The 18,621-nt window shown below is 66.4% G+C and carries 16 protein-coding genes; 13 read left to right on the top strand and 3 right to left on the bottom strand.

The window, feature by feature from the left end; all coding sequences use genetic code 11:
• The first annotated feature begins 23 nt into the window (after window positions 1-23).
• The 10 genes from recF (at window position 24) to V7060_RS12600 (ending at window position 9,843) form a co-directional block, all read left to right on the top strand.
• Window positions 24-1,130, top strand: coding sequence for a DNA replication/repair protein RecF (recF, locus tag V7060_RS12645; RefSeq protein ID WP_334179601.1), 1,107 nt, complete (start codon window positions 24-26; stop codon window positions 1,128-1,130).
• Window positions 1,131-1,241: 111 nt separating this feature from the next.
• On the top strand, window positions 1,242-3,707 hold the full coding sequence (gyrB, locus tag V7060_RS12640) for a DNA topoisomerase (ATP-hydrolyzing) subunit B (RefSeq protein ID WP_334179600.1): 2,466 nt from the start codon (window positions 1,242-1,244) through the stop codon (window positions 3,705-3,707).
• Window positions 3,708-3,717: 10 nt separating this feature from the next.
• The gene (locus tag V7060_RS12635) at window positions 3,718-4,551 is read left to right on the top strand and encodes a CPBP family intramembrane glutamic endopeptidase (protein ID WP_334179599.1); all 834 of its coding nucleotides are present in this window, start codon (window positions 3,718-3,720) and stop codon (window positions 4,549-4,551) included.
• Window positions 4,552-4,620: 69 nt separating this feature from the next.
• On the top strand, window positions 4,621-5,427 hold the full coding sequence (locus tag V7060_RS12630) for a M48 family metallopeptidase (protein WP_334179598.1): 807 nt from the start codon (window positions 4,621-4,623) through the stop codon (window positions 5,425-5,427).
• A gap of 134 nt (window positions 5,428-5,561) precedes the next feature.
• Window positions 5,562-6,752, top strand: coding sequence for a tetratricopeptide repeat protein (locus tag V7060_RS12625; protein ID WP_334179597.1), 1,191 nt, complete (start codon window positions 5,562-5,564; stop codon window positions 6,750-6,752).
• A 159-nt stretch (window positions 6,753-6,911) separates the two neighbouring features.
• A complete protein-coding gene (locus tag V7060_RS12620; RefSeq protein ID WP_334179596.1) occupies window positions 6,912-7,580 on the top strand; it encodes an energy transducer TonB in 669 nt (222 codons plus the stop codon).
• A gap of 95 nt (window positions 7,581-7,675) precedes the next feature.
• Window positions 7,676-8,425 carry a TonB-system energizer ExbB gene (exbB, locus tag V7060_RS12615; protein ID WP_296278708.1) on the top strand — a complete coding sequence of 250 codons (750 nt, stop codon included), beginning with the start codon at window positions 7,676-7,678 and terminating at the stop codon, window positions 8,423-8,425.
• Window positions 8,426-8,471: 46 nt separating this feature from the next.
• The gene (locus V7060_RS12610; RefSeq protein ID WP_334179595.1) at window positions 8,472-8,897 is read left to right on the top strand and encodes a biopolymer transporter ExbD; all 426 of its coding nucleotides are present in this window, start codon (window positions 8,472-8,474) and stop codon (window positions 8,895-8,897) included.
• A gap of 3 nt (window positions 8,898-8,900) precedes the next feature.
• Window positions 8,901-9,311: a biopolymer transporter ExbD gene (locus tag V7060_RS12605; protein WP_334179594.1), complete on the top strand. Its 411-nt coding sequence runs from the start codon at window positions 8,901-8,903 to the stop codon at window positions 9,309-9,311.
• A 133-nt stretch (window positions 9,312-9,444) separates the two neighbouring features.
• The gene (locus V7060_RS12600; RefSeq protein WP_334179593.1) at window positions 9,445-9,843 is read left to right on the top strand and encodes a biopolymer transporter ExbD; all 399 of its coding nucleotides are present in this window, start codon (window positions 9,445-9,447) and stop codon (window positions 9,841-9,843) included.
• Window positions 9,844-9,870: 27 nt separating this feature from the next.
• Here V7060_RS12600 and V7060_RS12595 read toward each other — a convergent pair whose 3' ends face one another.
• From V7060_RS12595 to cls, 3 genes are all read right to left on the bottom strand, one after another.
• Window positions 9,871-10,641, bottom strand: coding sequence for a pyridoxine 5'-phosphate synthase (locus tag V7060_RS12595; RefSeq protein ID WP_334179592.1), 771 nt, complete (start codon window positions 10,639-10,641; stop codon window positions 9,871-9,873).
• Window positions 10,638-10,901: a hypothetical protein gene (locus V7060_RS12590; RefSeq protein WP_334179591.1), complete on the bottom strand. Its 264-nt coding sequence runs from the start codon at window positions 10,899-10,901 to the stop codon at window positions 10,638-10,640. Before V7060_RS12590 ends, V7060_RS12595 begins: the two co-directional genes overlap by 4 nt.
• Before the next feature lie 66 nt (window positions 10,902-10,967).
• The gene (cls, locus tag V7060_RS12585; protein WP_334179590.1) at window positions 10,968-12,422 is read right to left on the bottom strand and encodes a cardiolipin synthase; all 1,455 of its coding nucleotides are present in this window, start codon (window positions 12,420-12,422) and stop codon (window positions 10,968-10,970) included.
• A gap of 202 nt (window positions 12,423-12,624) precedes the next feature.
• Between cls and V7060_RS12580 the strand changes: the two genes are divergently transcribed.
• The 3 genes from V7060_RS12580 to V7060_RS12570 are packed head-to-tail and all read left to right on the top strand — an operon-like array spanning window position 12,625 to window position 18,620.
• Entirely contained in the window at window positions 12,625-17,301 is a 4,677-nt protein-coding gene (locus V7060_RS12580; RefSeq protein ID WP_334179589.1) for a YadA-like family protein, read from the top strand.
• Window positions 17,302-17,341: 40 nt separating this feature from the next.
• Window positions 17,342-18,160 (top strand): OmpA family protein, encoded by an 819-nt coding sequence (locus V7060_RS12575; RefSeq protein ID WP_334179588.1) that lies wholly within the window; start codon window positions 17,342-17,344, stop codon window positions 18,158-18,160.
• A complete protein-coding gene (locus V7060_RS12570; protein WP_334179587.1) occupies window positions 18,147-18,620 on the top strand; it encodes a DUF4019 domain-containing protein in 474 nt (157 codons plus the stop codon). Before V7060_RS12575 ends, V7060_RS12570 begins: the two co-directional genes overlap by 14 nt.
• Window position 18,621: the final 1 nt, after the last annotated feature.

Genomic DNA, 18,621 nt, shown 5'->3' with positions numbered 1-18,621 from the left:
CCACCGTGCGGGAGTTCTCCCCCGTGCAGGTGACACGCCTGGAAGCCAGCGGGTTACGACGTTTTCCGTCGGTCTCGCTGATGCCGGAGGCCGGCCTTAACCTGATCACCGGCGACAACGGCGCCGGCAAGACCAGTCTGCTGGAAGCCTTGCACCTGATGGCGTACGGCAGGAGCTTCCGCGGGCGCGTACGGGACGGATTGGTGCGAACGGGAGCCGAGGCGGTAGAGGTGTTTGTGGAATGGCGGGAGTCCGCGCAAGGGCGCCAGCGTCGGGCGGGGCTGCGACACAGCGGACAGGCATGGGCGGGCCGGCTGGATGGAGAAAACGTCGCCCAGTTGGGCGATCTCTGCGCCGCCCTGGCGGTCGTCAGCTTCGAACCCGGCAGCCACGCCTTGGTGACAGGTGGAGGCGAGCCACGACGACGATTCATGGACTGGGGCTTGTTCCACGTGGAACAGGGGCGCGAAGGTGGGTTTCTGCCACTGTGGCGCCGGTATGCGCGCGCGCTGAAACAGCGGAATACCCTGCTCAAGGCCGGAACAGGGGGCGCACAGCTGGATGCATGGGATCACGAGCTGGCGGAAGCGGGGGAACCGCTGACAGGCCACCGCCAAGGCTATCTGGACGCGCTTCAGGGCGAAGTGACCAACATCGTGCACGAATTGGCCCCATCCCTGGGTGCTGCGTCCCTCCAGTTCCAGCCCGGCTGGCGTCGCCATGAACTTTCGCTGGCGGATGCGCTGCTTTTGTCGCGGGACCGGGATCGTGCCGCCGGATACACGACCGTCGGCCCGCACCGGGCCGACTGGCGCATCGACTACTCCAGCCTTCCGCAACGTGAAACCCTCTCTCGAGGCCAGGCCAAACTGACAGCCCTGTCATGCCTGTTGGCGCAGGCGCAGGATTTCGCCCGCCGACGCGGGGAATGGCCGGTGATCGCGCTGGACGACCTGGCCTCCGAGCTGGACCGGCACCACCAACGCCGGATCCTCGAACGCCTGCTGACAAGTGGTGCCCAGGTCTTCATCACGGGGACCGAGCGTCCGGCGGGCCTGGACGACACCCGCATCCCGACCACCCTGTTCCACGTGGAACAAGGGGTGGTTGATCGGGTCGAAAACCCCTGAAGCAGGGCTAAGTGCCCACCAGTGCTATAATTCCGCATTGATCCTTTGGCCCCCGCAGAGCGTCCACCAATCTGGTGGCGCGGCGTTTGCCATGCAGCCGACACGAAGCGAATGACCGACGAAACGACCTCTTCTGCACCGAACGGCAACACGTACGACGCCAACAGCATCACCGCCCTCGAAGGTCTGGAAGCAGTCCGCAAGCGTCCTGGCATGTACATCGGCGACGTGCATGACGGCACGGGCCTGCACCACATGGTGTTCGAAGTCGTCGACAACTCCATCGATGAGGCCTTGGCGGGCCACGCCGACCACGTGGCGGTCACGATCCATGCCGATGGCTCGGTCTCGGTCTCGGACAACGGTCGCGGCATTCCGGTCGGCAAGCATGCACAGATGAGCGCCAAGCTGGGTCGGGACGTCTCGGCGGCCGAAGTCGTCATGACGGTCCTGCATGCCGGCGGCAAGTTCGACGACAACAGTTACAAGGTGTCCGGTGGCCTGCATGGCGTAGGCGTCAGCGTGGTCAACGCCCTTTCCGAGAAGCTGCAGCTGGATATCTTCCAGGGCGGTTTCCACTACCACCAGGAATACAGTCACGGTGCGGCCCTGGGACCGTTGAACCAGATCGAAAACACCACGAAGCGCGGCACCACGCTGCGCTTCTGGCCATCGGTGACCGCCTTCCACGGCAATATCGAGTTCCACTACGACATCCTGGCCCGCCGCCTGCGCGAATTGTCGTTCCTCAATTCCGGCGTCAAGATCGTGCTGGTCGATGAGCGCGGCGACGGCCGTCATGACGATTTCCACTACGAAGGCGGCATTCGCAGCTTCGTGGAGCACCTCGCGCAGCTGAAGACGCCGCTGCATCCGAATGTCATCTCGGTCACCGGCGAAGCCAGCGGCATCGTGGTGGACGTGGCGCTGCAGTGGACCGACGCCTACCAGGAAACGATGTTCTGCTTCACCAACAACATCCCGCAGAAGGATGGCGGTACCCACCTGATCGGCTTCCGTGCGGCGCTGACGCGCACGTTGACCAACTACATCGAACAGAACGGCATCGCGAAGCAGGCGAAGGTCAACCTGTCCGGCGACGACATGCGGGAAGGCATGATTGCCGTGCTGTCGGTCAAGGTGCCGGATCCGAGCTTTTCCTCGCAGACCAAGGAAAAACTGGTCAGTTCCGACGTCAGGCCGGTCGTTGAGAGCACGTTCGGCGCACGTTTGGAGGAGTTCCTGCAGGAACACCCCAACGAAGCCCGAGCGATCGCCAGCAAGATCGTCGATGCGGCCCGTGCCCGCGAGGCAGCGCGCAAGGCGCGCGACCTGACCCGGCGCAAGGGCGCACTCGATATCGCTGGCCTGCCCGGCAAGCTGGCCGACTGCCAGGAGAAGGATCCGGCGCTGTCCGAACTCTTCATCGTCGAGGGCGACTCGGCCGGCGGTTCCGCCAAGCAGGGCCGCAACCGCAAGAACCAGGCGGTGCTGCCTTTGAGGGGAAAAATCCTCAACGTGGAACGTGCGCGCTTCGACCGCATGCTCGCCAGCGCCGAGGTCGGCACGCTGATCACCGCGCTCGGCACCGGCATCGGCAAGGACGAGTACAACCCGGACAAGCTGCGCTACCACCGCATCATCATCATGACCGACGCCGACGTCGACGGCTCGCACATCCGCACGCTGCTGCTGACCTTCTTCTACCGGCAGATGCCGGAGCTGATCGAGCGCGGCTACATCTACATCGGCCTGCCGCCGCTGTACAAGCTCAAGCAGGGCAAGCAGGAGCTGTACCTGAAGGACGACGCGGCGCTCAACGTCTACCTCGCGAACAACGCGGTGGAAGGTGCATCGCTGATTCCCGCCGACGGCGAACCGCCGATTTCCGGCGAGGCGCTGGAGAAGTTGCTGCTCGTCTTCACCACCGCACGCGACGCGATCGCGCGCAATGCGCACCGCTACGATCCGGTGCTGCTGGAATCGCTGATCGACTTCACCCCGCTCGACGCCGAACACCTGCAGCGGAATGTCGACGAACGCCACGAACTGGACGCGCTGGAAGCGAAGCTCAATCGCGGCAGCATCGGTAGTGCGCGTTATGCGCTGACCTTGCAGCCAGCCACCGAACAACGCCCCGCCGCGCTGCTGGCCACGCGCCGGCACATGGGCGAGGAGCTGGTGCAGGTGCTGTCGCTGTCGGCCTTCGAAACCGGCGAACTGCGTCCGCTGCGCGAAGCCGCTGCCCTGCTGCATGGCCTGGTGCGCGATGGTGCGCAGGTCGTCCGCGGCAACAAGGCGCAGCCGGTGGCGACATTCGCCGACGCGCAGGCGTGGTTGCTGGAAGAAGCCAAGAAGGGCCGCAGCATCCAGCGCTTCAAGGGCCTCGGCGAAATGAATCCCGAGCAGTTGTGGGATACCACCGTCAATCCCGAGACGCGTCGTCTGTTGCAGGTGCGCATCGAAGACGCGGTGGCCGCCGACCAGATCTTCAGCACGCTGATGGGCGATGTCGTCGAACCGCGCCGCGAGTTCATCGAGGACAACGCGCTGAAGGTGTCGAACCTCGACGTCTGACGCGGCGCGAATGAGCGACGTGCGAACCACGCCCGACGTCGCGCCTGCGGCGCCTACCCCCCTGCCCTTGCGCAGCGTGCTGCCGGCATTCGCGCTTGACGTGGCGCTGGCCATCACCCTGTCGTTCTCGACGTTGATGCTCGGCCTGTTCGGCTGGGCCGCATGGCGCGGCGTGCAACTCGCTCGGCAGCAGGCAGGCTCGCTGGATGCGCAGGCGCTGCAGGCCCAGATCGGCACGCCGCCCGTCCTCTTCCTGATCGTCATGACGCTGGTCAGCACAGGCGGTACGGCCCTGGTGCTGTATTTCTGGCGTCGCCGGGCGACACCGGCCGAACGGCTCGGGTCCATCAATCGATCGCGTCGTCCGGGCACCTGGTGCTGGGCGCTGGCGGCAGGACTGGCGACCTTCCTTTTCAGTTCGCTGATGAGCGCAGCTGGTCGCGCGCAGGGGCTGGACCTCGAACCCAGCAACCTCGACGTGATCAAGGAGGGGTTCGCGCGGTTCCCCGTGTTCCTGGCCCTGTTCGCCGTCGTGTTGGCGCCGTTGTACGAGGAACTGCTGTTCCGGCGCGTCCTGTTTGGCAGGCTGTGGCGGGCCGGATGGCCGGTGCTGGGCCTGGTGCTCAGCAGCCTGGTGTTCGCCCTGGTCCACGAACTGCCGGGACTGAACGGCAAGCCGGTAGGCAGCACGGTCTTCCTGATCCTGGTCTACGCCGGCATGGGCGCGATCTTCGCCTGGGTTTACCGCCGGACCGGCACCCTGTGGGCGCCCATCGCCGCCCATATCCTGAACAATGCGATAGCGCTGGCTGTCCTGCAGGTTTACGGTGGCGCGTCCGTCTAGTGTGATTGACGAAAGTTTAAGACGCGCTTGCCCAGACTCTGGTGTCACGCAATGTCGCAGGGGGCGAGCATGAAACTCCGGATCCTTGGAACCGCCATGGTGCTGGGCCTGACGGCCTGCGCCACCACTACCTCGCCTACCGGCCGCACGCAGATGGTCGGCGGCGTTTCCCAGGCGCAGTTGGACCAGTTGGGCGCGCAGGCCTTCGCCGAAACCAAGGCCAAGGAAACCCTCAACCGGGATGCGAAACAGAACGCCTACGTCACCTGCGTGGTCAATGCCCTGGTGCGGCAGCTGCCGCCGGCACAGCGCAACGTCGCGTGGGAAACGGCGGTCTTCACCGACAAGGAGCCCAATGCGTTCGCGCTGCCGGGTGGCAAGGTCGGCGTGAATACCGGCATCTTCACCGTCGCAAAGAACCAGGATCAGCTGGCCGCCGTGCTGGGTCACGAGATCGGCCACGTGATCGCGCGCCATCACGAGGAACGCATCACCCGCCAGATGGGCGCGCAGGCCGGGTTGGGCATCGTGGGTGCGCTCGCGGGTGCTCGCTATGGTGAGGGTGCCGCCAGCACCGTCAACCAGTTGGGTGGCATGACGGCGCAAGCGGCGTTCCTGCTTCCTGGTTCGCGCACGCAGGAAAGCGAGGCCGACGTCGTCGGCCAGCGCCTGATGGCGCAAGCCGGGTTCGATCCCCGTCAGGCCGTCGGCCTGTGGCAGAACATGATGGCGGCCAGTGGCGGTCGCTCGCCGCAATGGCTGTCGACCCACCCCGATCCGGCGAATCGCATCCGCGAACTCGAACGCGACGCGCCCTCCCTCGTCCCGACGTACGAGGCGGCCAGGAAGGCCGGAAACGCACCGAAATGCGGTTGACACACGCCAGGGTATTGCTGCGAAGCAGCACCTGAAACGGTATCCGCCCTCCCCCGGTTTCTGATAGCTTTGCCGGCCCCGCACGCAGACGGCAAGGATCCTTCCTCCCCTGCATGGCCCCACGAGGTTCAGACATGAAGCACCGCACGCCGCAGAAAACCCTTCTCAGCCTGATGCTGCTGGCCGCCTTTGGTGGCGCCATCGTTGCCGATGCCGTGGCGTACGACGCCCGCTCGGCCGACCGCGGCGGCCGCAAGAACAGCGGCAAGCCCGAAGTGCGTTATCCCGATGCGACGCGTGAGGAACCCAAGCTCAAGGGTTCCAGCAAGATGCAGGGCAAGCTCGGCAAGCTCTTCAAGGCGTACGAGAAGGACGACAACGACGCAGAGACGCTGACGTTGGCGAAGGAACTGCTGGCCGAACCCAACGCGAACGAGTACGACAAGGCGATGGCGGCCCAGCTCGGTGCGCAGGCGGCCTACAACCTGGACGACACCGCGACCGCCAAGCAGCTCCTGCAGCAGGTCATCGATCTGAACGCACTCGACAACAACGGTCACTACCAGTCGATGGTAATGCTGGCGCAGCTGCAGCTGCAGGACGACGAGTTCGCCCCCGGCATGGCCAACCTCGACCGCTACCTGGCCGAGACCAAGTCCAACAAGCCGGAAGATCTGATCCAGAAGGGCCAAGCCCTGTACCAGATGGAGAAGTACGCGGAAGCCATCCCGGTGCTCGAAAAGGCCATCGCATCGACGACCGAACCCAAGGACAACTGGTACGGCCTGTTGTTGGCTTCCCTCGTCAACGCCGATCGTCCCGCCGAAGCGGTGAAGATCGCCGAGCAGATGGCCGCCAAGAATCCGGCCGACAAGAAGGGCCAGCTCAATCTGGTATCCACGTACCAGCAGGCGGACCAGTTCGACAAGGCGGCAGCCACGCTCGAGAAGATGCGTGCAGCCGGCCAGCTGACGGAAGAGAAAGAATATCGCCAGCTCTACGTGACGTACGCCAACATGGACGGCAAGGAGAAGGAAGTCATCTCCGTCGTCAATGAGGGCCTGCAGAAGGGTGTGCTGAAGCCGGACTACCAGACCCAGCTCGCGTTGGCGCAGGCCTACTATTATTCCGAGCAGATTCCGCAGGCCATCGAGGCATGGCAGAAGGCTGCCCCGCTCGCGCCCAACGGCGATACCTATCTCAACCTGGCGCGCGTGCTGTGGCAGGAAGACCGGATTCCGGAAGCCAAGGTGGCTGCCCGCGCCGCGCTGGATAAGGGATTGAAGAAGCCGGAAGACGCGAAGAAGATCATCGCGCTGCCGTGAATACGATCCACTGACACCGAAGGCCAAAAATCCATACGGATGATGGCACCGGGGCGTCAGATTGGTATAAGCTGGGGATTCCGCCGGTGAAAAACGCCGGCAGGATCCAGAATCAACGAGGCGCCCCGGCGCCCGTATCAACCTTGAGTTAATTGGCGCATGGCTGAACAACTGGTCATCAACAGGTACCGGGAACAGGAAGAGGACAACAGCCTCAACTGGCCCCGTATCATCGGCATTGCCTTCGTGATCGCATTGCATGCAGCCGCGCTGCTTGCCCTGTTGATTCCGGCGGTCGCTCCGCCTGCGGAAAAGGAAAAGGAACGCCGGACTTCGGTCGTCATCGTCGACGCTCCGCCGCCGCCCCCTCCGCCGCCGCCGCCGCCGCCGCCGCAGGATACGCCGCCGCCGCCGGTCAAGAATCTGGCGCCGCCGCGTACCACGCCGTTGCCGCCGCCGCCGGAAGCCCCGCCGGTCGACATCGCCGAGCCGCGTCCGACCGATATCGTAACGCCGCCGTCGCCACCGTCGCCGCCGTCGCCGTCGCCGGACATCGGCGCGAGCGTTGATATCTCGTCGAAGAACATGAACCCGCCTCGCTATCCGCCTGCGGCTGCGCGTGCGGGGATTACGGGCACGGTCGTCCTTATCATCGACGTGGACTCAAGCGGCAACGTGACCAACGTGTCGGTGGAGAAATCGAGCCGCAACCGTGATCTCGACCGCGCCGCGATCGATGCCGCACGCAAGTGGCGTTTCAATGCGTCGGTCGTCAATGGCCAGAAGGCTGCGGGCCGTGTGCGAGTGCCGGTGGACTTCACGCTGTAAGGAGGACCGGGGCCCATACCCATAGACCCCGGCCACTGTTTCATGCTTTCAAACCCGCAACACCCTCAATCAACACTTATATAAAGGTAAGCGTCATGCTGCAGGAAACCCTTTTCGCCGCCGCCGCCGGGGGCAACAACGCCGCGAATGCCCTGTCGCAGATGGGCTTCGAGCACATGATCAGCGAGATGGTCAGCAAGCCCGGCGAGTTCATCGTCTCCTGGGTCGTGCTGCTCACCCTGGTCATCATGTCCGCCATGTCCTGGTACTGGACCGTCATCAACGTGCTTCGCAGCACCCGCCTGAAGGGCCAGGCTGATCGCGTCACCAGCGCCTTCTGGGAAACCCCGAACGCGCAGGACGCCATCCGCCTGATGGAAGAACAGCCGAAGAACGAGCCGTTCTCCAAGATCGCCCTCGACGCCGCCCAGGCCGCTGCGCACCACCAGCGTTCGGAAGGTTCGGGCGAAACGCTGAGCCGCTCCGAGTTCGTGGACCGCGCACTGCGCCAGGCCGTGACCCGTGAGAGCACCAACCTGCAGGGCGGCATGACACTGCTCGCCACCGTCGGTGCGACCGCGCCGTTCGTGGGTCTGCTGGGTACGGTGTGGGGCATCTACGGCGCCCTGATCCGCATCGGTGCGACCGGCCAGGCCTCGATCGACGCCGTCGCCGGCCCGGTGGGTGAAGCGCTGATCATGACCGCCATCGGTCTGTTCGTCGCCATCCCGGCGGTGTTCGCCTACAACTTCTTCAGCAAGACGAATGCGGCCGTCATCGCCAAGTTCGACACGTTCGCGCACGACCTGCACGACTTCTTCGCCACCGGCTCGCGCGTTCGCTGAGCCGGCGGTACAAGCAGTCAACGCAACGTTCTAGACGGAGCCCGTCATGGCTTTCAGTAGTGGTAATAGCGGTGGCCCGATGGCCGAGATCAACGTCACGCCCCTCGTGGACGTGATGTTGGTGCTGCTGATCATCTTCATCATCACGGCGCCGTTGATGTCGCACAAGGTGAAGATCGACCTGCCCGAAACCCCCCAGATCGCGAAGGATGACGACGACGGTCCGAAGACCCCGCCGATCACCATCTCCGTCAAGGAGAACGGTGACCTGTACTGGGGCGACGAGCCGGTCAGCAAGGAGATCCTCGAATCGCGTCTGTCCAGCGTTGCGCAGTTGCAGCCGCAGCCGAAGCTCAACCTGCGTGGCGACAAGACGACCAAGATGGGCGTCATCGCCGACGTCACCAAGATCGCGCAGGGTCAGGGCATGCTGGACATCGGCTACGTGGCCACGAAAGAGAAGGGGCAGTAAGCCATGGCATTCAGTAGCGGTGGTAACAAGGGTCCCATGGCCGACATCAACGTCACGCCCCTCGTGGACGTGATGCTGGTGCTCCTGATCATCTTCATCGTGACCGCGCCGATCATGACGTACCCGATCGAAGTGGCCCTGCCGCAGCGCGTGATCAACCCGCCGCCGCAGATCAAGGAACCGCCGCCGCCGATCGAGTTGAAGATCAACGCCGACGGCACGCTTTACTGGAACAACAGTCCGGTGAACGTGACGGACCTGCAGACCCGGATGGAAAACGAGGTCCAGCGCGATCCGACCAACCAGCCGGAACTGCGCATCGAGGCGAACTCGGAAGCGCATTACGACGTGATGGCCAAGGTACTGGCCGCCGCCAAGAACGCGCAGATGCTCAAGATCGGTTTTGTGCAGTAACCCTGACGCGCAACACACCTTTGAACGCCGCCCTCCGGGGCGGCGTTTTTCTTTGCGTGGAAGAAGCCTCTTGCGGCGGTACGGGCGCGGGCGTAGCGTCCGGGGTACGGTTCCCGACAGAAGGAGGTGTGCCATGGCGTTCTCCGCTTCCGCAAGCCGTTCCGAACTGGCCGAGATCAACATCACGCCGCTGGTCGATGTGATGCTGGTCCTGCTGGTGATCTTCATGGTCACCGCTCCGATGCTGTCACGCCCCATCGAAGTGATGCTTCCGCAGCGGGTGCCTCCGGTGAAACCGGTCGAACCGCCCAATGATCTGGTGCTGAGGGTCGGGTTGGCAGGCGACTACACACTGGATGACCGGGCGGTGACGCTGGCCGAACTGCGCACGCGGCTTGAGGAAGCTGGCATCGACGATCCCCGCACCGTGCTGCAGGTGGAGACATCGGAGGGTGCCGACTACCAGCACCTGGTCAGCGCGCTCGCTCAGGCCCAGGCCAGCGGCCTGGACAACATCGTGATGAGGAACTGACGGTCCTGAAGCCAGGGCTGGCGTCAGTCAGTCCTGGTCTCCGCCAGCGGACGCATCAAGGATGCCAAGGTAACGACGCACGGTGGGGCCAAGGCCGGCATACAGCGCCTCGCCGATCAGCGCGTGCCCGATGGAGACTTCGAGTACATCGGGCACCCCAGCCAGGAATCCACCCAGGTTGTCCTGGCTGAGGTCGTGCCCCGCATTCACGCCCAGCCCCAATGCGTGCGCTTCGCGAGCGGTCCGCGCGCAGCGGGCAAGTTCATCGACGGCACCGCCTCGCGCAGCGGCTTCGGCGAACGGCCCGGTATAGATCTCGATACGATCGGCGCCGATCCGCACCGCGCTTTCCAGACCATCGCAGCCGGCGTCGACGAACAGGCTGACCCGGCAACCCATCGCCTTGAGTCCGGCCATCAGCGGGAGCAGCCGCTCGGAATCGCGGGAGAAATCGAATCCGTGGTCGGAGGTGATCTGGCCATCGCCGTCCGGTACGAGAGTCGCCTGCGCCGGCCTGACCGCCTCGCATAACGCGAGGAAGCCAGGGTAGCCCTCGCGGGCGGGTGCGAAGGGGTTGCCCTCGAGATTCAGTTCGACGCCGCGTGCCCGGGTCAGCGCCGACAGGGCGTGGACATCGCCGGTACGGATGTGGCGCTGGTCCGGCCGCGGATGCACGGTGATGCCATGTGCGCCGGCGGCCAGGCAGGCTTCCGCGGCACGCACGACATCGGGCTCGGCACCGCCACGGGAATTCCTCAGGACGGCGATCTTGTTGACGTTGACGCTGAGCAGGGTCACGGCGCCGGTGGCTCCGTCGGCGGCGTGGCAGTGTTGCGACGGGCTTCGGCGAGCTCGCGCAGGCGCCGTAATTCGACCGGGTCGATCATCATCGACGGGTCGCGACTCGTTTCGCCCAGGCGGCGTGCATGCCGCCCCATGATCCAGGCCACGAACAGGCCCAGCGACGCCAGCATCAGCGCGACCATCAACGGCATCGAGGTCGTACGCACGGCCATGAACGTGCAGCCGATCGCCATCAACAGGAAGAGCCAGTGCATCATCCACTCCCGGGTCTTGGTGGCCGCATCTTACCGTTTCCGTCCCCCGTCAAAAACGGCCGTGCTTCACAGCAGCGGCGACATCAACCGGGCCAGCGCTTCCGGTAGCCGGTGACGCCAGAGGGAACGCGCCTGCTGGAGCCGCACCCGCTGGCTGCTGGCGATCTCGCCTTCCATCCATTGCGCCAGCGTGCCTGCGACACCGCGGTCGCGGAACATCATGGATATCTCGAAGTTCAGGCGGAAACTGCGGTGGTCGAAGTTGGCGCTGCCGATGATCGCCAGCGCGTCGTCGCACAACAGCGCCTTGCTGTGCATCATCCGCGGTCCGTATTCGTAGACCTTTACGCCCGCGGCCAGCAGTTCCTCAAAATACGAGCGCGCCGCCAGCGTCACCAGCCGTGAATCGCTGACCTTGGGCACCACCAGTCGCACGTCCAGCCCGCCCAGCGCGGCCGACGTCAACGCCATGCGCGCCGCTTCACCGGGTACGAAGTAAGGCGTGACCAGCCATACGCGCTGCTTCGCCTCGTGGATGGCCGACACCTTCGCACGGTGGATCGGTTCCCAGGCCGAATCCGGCCCCGAGATCAACGCCTGCGCCGCGATGCCGCCCCGCACATTGGCGTCGTTGGCGCTCCACAGGTGCGTGCCTTGGAAATCCTTGCGCTGCTGCCCGGTCGCGTACACCCAGTCCTCGACGAACACCTGCTGGATGCTGCGCACGATCTCGCCCTCCAGCCGCAGGTGCAGGTCGCGGTAGGCATCGTCGCGCAGGGACTCGTCTTCGTCGTCGGTGACGTTGATGCCGCCGGTGAAGGCGATGCGGCCGTCGACCACGACGATCTTGCGATGCGTGCGCAGGTTCAGCCATGGCCGGGTGAAGGGCCGGAAACGGGTGGGATGGAACCATGCGAACTCCCCACCCGCCGCGACCAGTGCGTGCAGGGCGCGCTTCTTCAAGCGGTTGGAACCCACGGCATCCAGCAACAGGCGCACCTTGACGCCTTTGCGCGCTTTCACCACCAGCGCCTCGAGTACACGCTGGCCGATGCGGTCGCCGTTGAAGATGTAGTACTCGAGATGGATGTGGTTCCCGGCCAGCGCGATCGCGTCGAGGATGGCCTGGTAGGTAGCGCAGCCGTCGACCAGCTGCTGCACGGACGTGGCGCTGGAAGGCGGCAGCCCGGTGGTCTTCTGCGCCAGCATCGGCAGTTCCGCACTGTTGCCATCGGACGGCGCGAAGACTTCGTAGCTTTCGACGCTTTCGCGGGAACGGGTGCGCCGCAGCTGGTGCCGCTTGATGCGCTGCGGGCCGAGCAGGAAGTAGATCAGGTAGCCCACGTAGGGCAGCAGCGCCAGCGACAGCAGCCAGCTGAGTGTGGCCACCGGTTCGCGTTTCTGCAGGATGATCCAGGTGCACAGAGGCACCAGGTACAGCAGCCAGGCTAGGGTGATCCACCAGCCAAGGTGGGGAAGCGAGGACCAGGCCTCGCGCAGCGCGTTGAGGAATTCCGACATGTGCGGATTCTAGTGGCCGGCCCATGCCGTCGCGTCCGGTGCCCTTTGCACCGCCCTGAGTGGATGGAGGGGGTCCTGCCCAGCTCCCATGTCCTGTGCCCCGCGCTTGTCACGAATACGATCAAAACAGGCGCGTTTTGAGACATCCATCACATATTTTCGCGTGTCGGCAAGACGCGGAGATGCAAGCAAGGGGGAATGCATGAACAGGATCTTCCGCAAGGTCTGGCGTCCGACGCTGGGCCAGTGGGTGGTGGCGTCGGAGTTCGCCAAGCGGCCTGGAGGAGTGGGGCCGGTCCGCATGGTATCGGCAGGAGGACGCAGCCACCTCACCGCCGTTGCCGCCGCGGTGCTGCTGGCACTTGGCGCCCGTCCGGACAGCGCGCTGGCGCTGGATGCCGTGTGCCGGGATCCGGCGACCGGTGTCGCTGTCGGCAACGCCAGTGCGGCGGGCGATCAGGTCGCGTGTGGCCAGGGCGCGGTGGCGGGGGGCACGAGCGCGGTCGCGATCGGCATCGACGTGCTCGCGGGCACTTCATCGTCCGTGGGGATCGGCGACCGCGCCCAGGCCACCGGTTTGAGCGCCACCGCCATCGGCCTGCAGGCCGTGGCGACCGGCCGGTACAGCGTGGCGCTGGGTGCCGGCGCCGATGCCCTGGGTGAGCTGGCGTACGCCATGGGCAACGAGGCGCGCGCGAATGCGCGCGATGTCGCCATCGGCGCAGGCGCGCTGTCATCTTCGAGCGGCAGCGCGAACGGGTCGATGGAATCGGTCGCGATCGGCTCGCAAGCAGGCATGAATGCCACTAACGTCGCACGCTCCACCTTCGTCGGTGCCAATGCGGGCGCCACGAGCGTTGGCGCGGAGAATACCTATGTCGGCTACCAGGCCGGCGCCGAAACCAACGGCACCCGAAACGCCTATGCGGGCTACAACGCGGGTCTGACGAGCCAGGGCAGCTTCAACGTGGCCGCCGGCAACTACGCCTACGCGGCAGCCAACGGCAGCTACAACGTAGCCCAGGGCGTGGGCGCGGGCGCGCTCGTGACGGGCATCCATAACGTGGCCATCGGCAATCACGCCGGGACGCTGGCGCAGCTCGATGCCAACGGCAATCCCGTCGGATTGACGGCAGCGTCCTACAACCACGCGGTCAACATCGGCAGCGACACGCGGGCGCTGGCCGACGAGGCGGTGGCGATCGGCCGCTCCAGCGCCGTCGCGTCGCAGCAGGGCACGGCCGTAGGCGCTTCCAGCCAGGCGGCCGGTGTCGCTGGCACGGCGCTGGGCTTCGGCAGCAGTGCGGCGGGGACATACAGTGTCGCCGTCGGCGACAGTACGGCCGGGGCCGCCAACAGCGTCGCCGTGGGCCGCAACGCATCGGCCTCGGCTACCGACGCCACCGCGATCGGTGGCGCCGATGCGCCGGCCGACGCGGCGCGAGCTCAAGGCGCGCGTTCCACCGCCATGGGCTGGGGCGCCACGGCTGCCGCAACCGGCAGCATCTCGGTGGGCGACAGCAGCGCGAATACGCAGAACACCATCGCGATCGGCACGGGCGCCACGGCAACCGGGACCGGCGCCACCGAAGGCGCGGTGGCGATCGGCTACAACGCTCGTGCCACGCAGTACCTGAGTCTCGCCCTCGGCACGCGATCCACCGCATCCAACTACTGGGCGATCGCCATCGGCGACATGTCGAGGGCATCGGGTTCCGACAGCCTGGCCGTGGGCAGCAGCGCGCTGGCCTCCGGCGCGGCCTCGACCGCCGTCGGTGTGCTGGCCACTGCGGAGGATGAAAGCGCGGTGGCGATCGGCGGGGGCTCGCGAGCGACCGGCGAGCAATCCATCGCCATTGGCGGCGGCGACTACACCACCACGAGCATGAGTGATGGCGCGAGCGCGAGTGGCGACCGCGCCATTTCGATCGGCTATCGCGCCATCGCGAGCGTCGATGACGGCGTGGCGCTGGGCAGCCGCTCTGTGGCTACCACGGCGGCGGGCGTTGCGGGCTACGACCCGCGCACCGGCCTGGCTTCGGCCGACACATCCGCCACCTGGACCAGCACGCTGGCCGCGGTCAGCGTGGGTGGCGCCGGCCAGACGCGCCAGATCACCAACGTCGCTGCTGGCACGCAAGCCACCGATGCCGTCAACGTGGCGCAATTGCGCGCCGTTTCCACGGCCGCCAATGCCGGCTGGAACATGACCGATGCCGACGGCAACGCGGCGAACATCGGCCCGAACGGAACGGTGACGTTCCAGGGCGATGCCAACCTGGCGGTGACGCAGACCGGCGTGGACGATGACGGCGCGGTGGAAATTGCGCTCAACCGTGACCTCGACGTCGACAGCGTGACCGCCGGCGACAGCACGCTCGATACCGATGGCCTGACCGTCGATGACGGCGCGGGCAACGCGAGCATGGTGGGCGCGGGCACGATCAGCGTGAGCGATGCGAACGGCACCACGGCTATCGGCGGCAATGCAATCTCGGTGGGCGGCGCGAACCCGATCGTGATCAGCGGCGACACCGGCACCATCGGCGGCTTGACCAACACGACGTGGGATCCGGACAACTTCACCAGTGGCCAGGCGGCGACCGAAGACCAGCTTGCGCTGGTAGGCAGCGCCGCCAACGCCGGCTGGAACGCGACCGACGCCGCCGGCAACACGACCAACATCGGCCCGAACGGGACGGTGACGTTCGAAAGCGGCAACGCGAACATCGCGGTGTCGCAGACGGGCGTGGACGACGACGGCGTGGTGGATATCACGCTGAGCAATACCCTGGACCTGACCGCGGCCGGCAGTGTGACCATCGGCGATACCACGATGAACGGTGCGGGCGTGGCGGTGGGTACGACCGTGACCCTTGGCAACGCCGGCCTCAGCGTGATCGGCGGCACGACGACGACCGTGGTCAATGGTGATGGACTCACCAGTGGCTCGGTCGTGATGAGCGGCGTAAGCAATGACGTCACCGGTCTGTCGAACACCACGCTGACCGACCCGACCTTCGCCACGGTAGGACGCGCAGCGACGGAAGAGCAGCTGCAACGGGTCGACCAGGTGGCCAACGCCGGCTGGAACGCGACCGACGCCGCCGGCAACACGGCCAACATCGGCCCGGACGGACGGGTTCGTTTCGAAAGCGGCAACGCGAACATCGCGGTGTCGCAGACCGGCGTGGACGACGACGGCGTGGTGGACGTCACCCTGAGCGACACGCTGGACCTGAGCGCCACCGGCAGCGTCACCACCGGCCAGACGGTGCTGAACAATGCGGGCGTCACCGTGGGCACCAACGTGGCCCTCGGCAGTGGTGGCCTGACCGTCATCGGCGGTACCACGACCACCGTGTTGTCCGGCAGCGGATTGACCAGTGGCAACGTGGTGCTGAGTGGTACCAGCAACACCCTGGCCGGGCTGTCGAACAGGACGCTGTTCGATCCGACCTTCGCCACGGCGGGGCGTGCCGCAACGGAAGAACAATTGCGCCAGGTGCGCAACGAAATCACCAGCGGGTTCACACCGCCAACGCGCTACTACGGCGTCAACTCGCTGGGCGGCGGCAACCAGTTGGGCGAGGGCGCGACCGGCGAAGACGCCATGGCGCTGGGCAGGGATGCCGGATCGGATGGCCGGGACGCGGTCGCGATGGGCCGTGGCGCACGCGCGACCGAAGACGACAGCATGGCGCTCGGTGCCGATTCCCAGGCCCTTTCGCTGAATGCGCTCGCCATCGGCGCGGGTGCAGTGGCGTCGCACGAGAACAGCATCGCGCTGGGCGCCGGTTCGGCGACCACGGTCGGTGCGCGCGCCGACTACCAGGGCGCCTATGTCGGCAGCAGCAGCTCCAGCGGCGAGATGAACATCGGCGGGCGGCAGCTGACCGGGGTTGCCGCAGGTTCCGCCGCGACCGACGCAGTGAACGTCAGCCAGCTACAGGGCGGCGTCACCCATGCAATCAACGAGGCGAACGCCTACACCGACGCTCGCATCGCCACCATCGAAGGCGACCTGGTCGACATCCGCGGCGACATCACGGACATCCAGGGAGACATCGTGCGCATCGAGGGCGACATCACCAACCTGGGCACACGCGTCGGCGATGTCGAGGGCAGCGTGGCCAGTCTCACCACCACGGTGAACCAGTTCGACAACCGGGTGACGAACCTCGAACGCGGCGGCAGCGGTCCGTTCCAGGTCACGCAGGGAGAAACCTACGTGGCGCCCGCGCCGACCGGTGCCAACGCCAGCGCGGGCGGCAATGGCGCGGTGGCCAGCGGCGACAACAGCACGGCCGTCGGCAACCAGTCCGTGGCCAGCGGCGACAACAGCACGGCGATCGGGCAGGGCGCCGTCGCCAGCCACGACAACAGCGTCGCGCTCGGCCGCGGCTCGGCCACCACGGTGGGCGCACAGCGCGGCTACAACGCCGCCTACGTGGGCAGCAGCACGTCCACCGGCGAAGTGAACATCGGTGGCCGCACGATCAGCGGCGTGGCACCCGGCATCGCCGGCACCGACGCGGTGAACGTCAACCAGCTCGATGCCGGCGTGGACTACGCGATCAACCAGGCCAACGCCTACACGGACGACCGCTTCACCCGGTTCGACGGCGACATGTGGAACCTCGAACGCGGCTATCGCGGCGGCACCGCATCGGCGATGGCGATGGCCGGCCTGCCGCAGGCCTACCTGCCCGGCAAGAGCATGCTGTCGGTCGCGTTCGGTGGTTACCAGGGCGAATACGGCATGGCGTTCGGCCTGTCGACGATCACCGACAACGGTCGCTGGGTCTACAAGGCGCAGGCCACCGGCAATACCACGCGCGACTGGGGTTTCTCGGTCGGCGCCGGCCTGCAGTGGTGATCGCATGACCCGCCTCTTCCGCTCTCCAAGGAGTCCGCTGATGTTTCTGTCGTTCAAGCGCCGGCCTGCGGTGCCGCTGTGGATCGCCTGCGCCGCGGGGCTGGCGTTGAGCGCGTGCGGCACGCGCCATGTCAGCCGCGACCTTTCGTCTGCAGGCAACGTGGGCGAGGTCGTGTTTCCCGATCCGGCCGACGTGCTGCTCGATGACGGGACGTTCCCCAACCGCGACAACCTGCGCGCCATCGGTGCCGGGGTCACCAAGCCGCAGTTGTACGATCTGCTGGGGCGTCCGCACTTCCGCGAAGGCCTGCGTGCGCGCGAGTGGAACTACCTGTTCCACTTCCGCACGGCGCAGGGCGTGACCACCTGCCAGTACAAGGTCGTGTTCGACCGCGACTACACGGGGCGCAGCTTCCACTGGTCGCCCGCCGCATGCGCCGCGCTGCTGGACGTATCTGCCTCCGCGCCGGCGGCAGCGACCAACCGGTTCGAACTGTCGGGCGATGCGCTGTTCGCCTTCGACCGCCACGCCGTCGAAGACCTGCTGCCCGGCGGGCGCGAGCAGATCGCGGCGATCGCCGCCGAACTGAACGACAGCGATGTCGCGTCCGTGCAGGTGATCGGACACACCGACCTGCTCGGCAGCGACGCCTACAACCGCACGCTCTCCCAGCAGCGTGCGCTGTCGGTGCGCCGCCTGCTGATCGAACATGGCGTCGCGCCGGCCATGGTCACCGCGCTGGGTGCAGGCATGTCGCAACCGCTGAAGGCCTGCGACACCGCGCTTCCGCCGCCCGCGAGGATCGCCTGCGAGCAACCCAACCGGCGCGTGGAGGTACTGGCCCATGGCACGCGTTGAAGGCTTCACGGCGTGCTTGATGGCCGTGCTGCTGGCGACGGTGCCGGCTGGCGCTGCCCGGGCACAGTCGCCATCCCCGTCGGCGACGCCGGCGGCCGCGCGCATGCTCGCCCCGAGCGCGGTACTCGATGCCGCCGTCCAGGCCGCCATGCTGGTCGACGCCGGCCGGGCCGGTGAGTTGTGGGACGGCGCCTCGCCGGTCGCGAAGCGTGCGGTCACGCGCGAGGCCTTCATCGCGGGCATCACGGCCGCGCGCCAGCGACACGGCATGCTGACCGATCGCCAGTGGCTGTCGGTGAGCCGCCAGTTCCACGACGGCAGACAGGGCGCCCCCGCAGGCCATTACGTCAGCGTCGAACTGCTCGCACGGGCCAGCGGCGGCCGGTCGATACGCGAACTGGTCTCGCTGCGCATCGACGAGGATGGCACTGCGCGCCTGAGCGGCTATGTGGTGGAGTAAC

The organism is Pseudoxanthomonas sp., from assembly GCF_036845285.1.
Classification (GTDB): Bacteria; Pseudomonadota; Gammaproteobacteria; order Xanthomonadales; family Xanthomonadaceae; genus Pseudoxanthomonas_A.
The sequence above is the reverse complement of the archived record's forward strand: the minus strand, read 5'-3'. Positions and strand labels throughout refer to the sequence as shown.

Coding starts and splice junctions, on each gene's coding strand:
- cls (WP_334179590.1), bottom strand. CDS start 12,422: ATGTCGGAATTCCTCAACGCGCTGCGCGAGGCCTGGTCCTCGCTTCCC.
- V7060_RS12635 (WP_334179599.1), top strand. CDS start 3,718: ATGAGCGACGTGCGAACCACGCCCGACGTCGCGCCTGCGGCGCCTACC.
- V7060_RS12600 (WP_334179593.1), top strand. CDS start 9,445: ATGGCGTTCTCCGCTTCCGCAAGCCGTTCCGAACTGGCCGAGATCAAC.
- V7060_RS12575 (WP_334179588.1), top strand. CDS start 17,342: ATGTTTCTGTCGTTCAAGCGCCGGCCTGCGGTGCCGCTGTGGATCGCC.
- V7060_RS12570 (WP_334179587.1), top strand. CDS start 18,147: ATGGCACGCGTTGAAGGCTTCACGGCGTGCTTGATGGCCGTGCTGCTG.
- V7060_RS12590 (WP_334179591.1), bottom strand. CDS start 10,901: ATGCACTGGCTCTTCCTGTTGATGGCGATCGGCTGCACGTTCATGGCC.
- V7060_RS12605 (WP_334179594.1), top strand. CDS start 8,901: ATGGCATTCAGTAGCGGTGGTAACAAGGGTCCCATGGCCGACATCAAC.
- V7060_RS12630 (WP_334179598.1), top strand. CDS start 4,621: ATGAAACTCCGGATCCTTGGAACCGCCATGGTGCTGGGCCTGACGGCC.
- V7060_RS12610 (WP_334179595.1), top strand. CDS start 8,472: ATGGCTTTCAGTAGTGGTAATAGCGGTGGCCCGATGGCCGAGATCAAC.
- V7060_RS12620 (WP_334179596.1), top strand. CDS start 6,912: ATGGCTGAACAACTGGTCATCAACAGGTACCGGGAACAGGAAGAGGAC.
- gyrB (WP_334179600.1), top strand. CDS start 1,242: ATGACCGACGAAACGACCTCTTCTGCACCGAACGGCAACACGTACGAC.
- exbB (WP_296278708.1), top strand. CDS start 7,676: ATGCTGCAGGAAACCCTTTTCGCCGCCGCCGCCGGGGGCAACAACGCC.
- V7060_RS12625 (WP_334179597.1), top strand. CDS start 5,562: ATGAAGCACCGCACGCCGCAGAAAACCCTTCTCAGCCTGATGCTGCTG.
- V7060_RS12580 (WP_334179589.1), top strand. CDS start 12,625: ATGAACAGGATCTTCCGCAAGGTCTGGCGTCCGACGCTGGGCCAGTGG.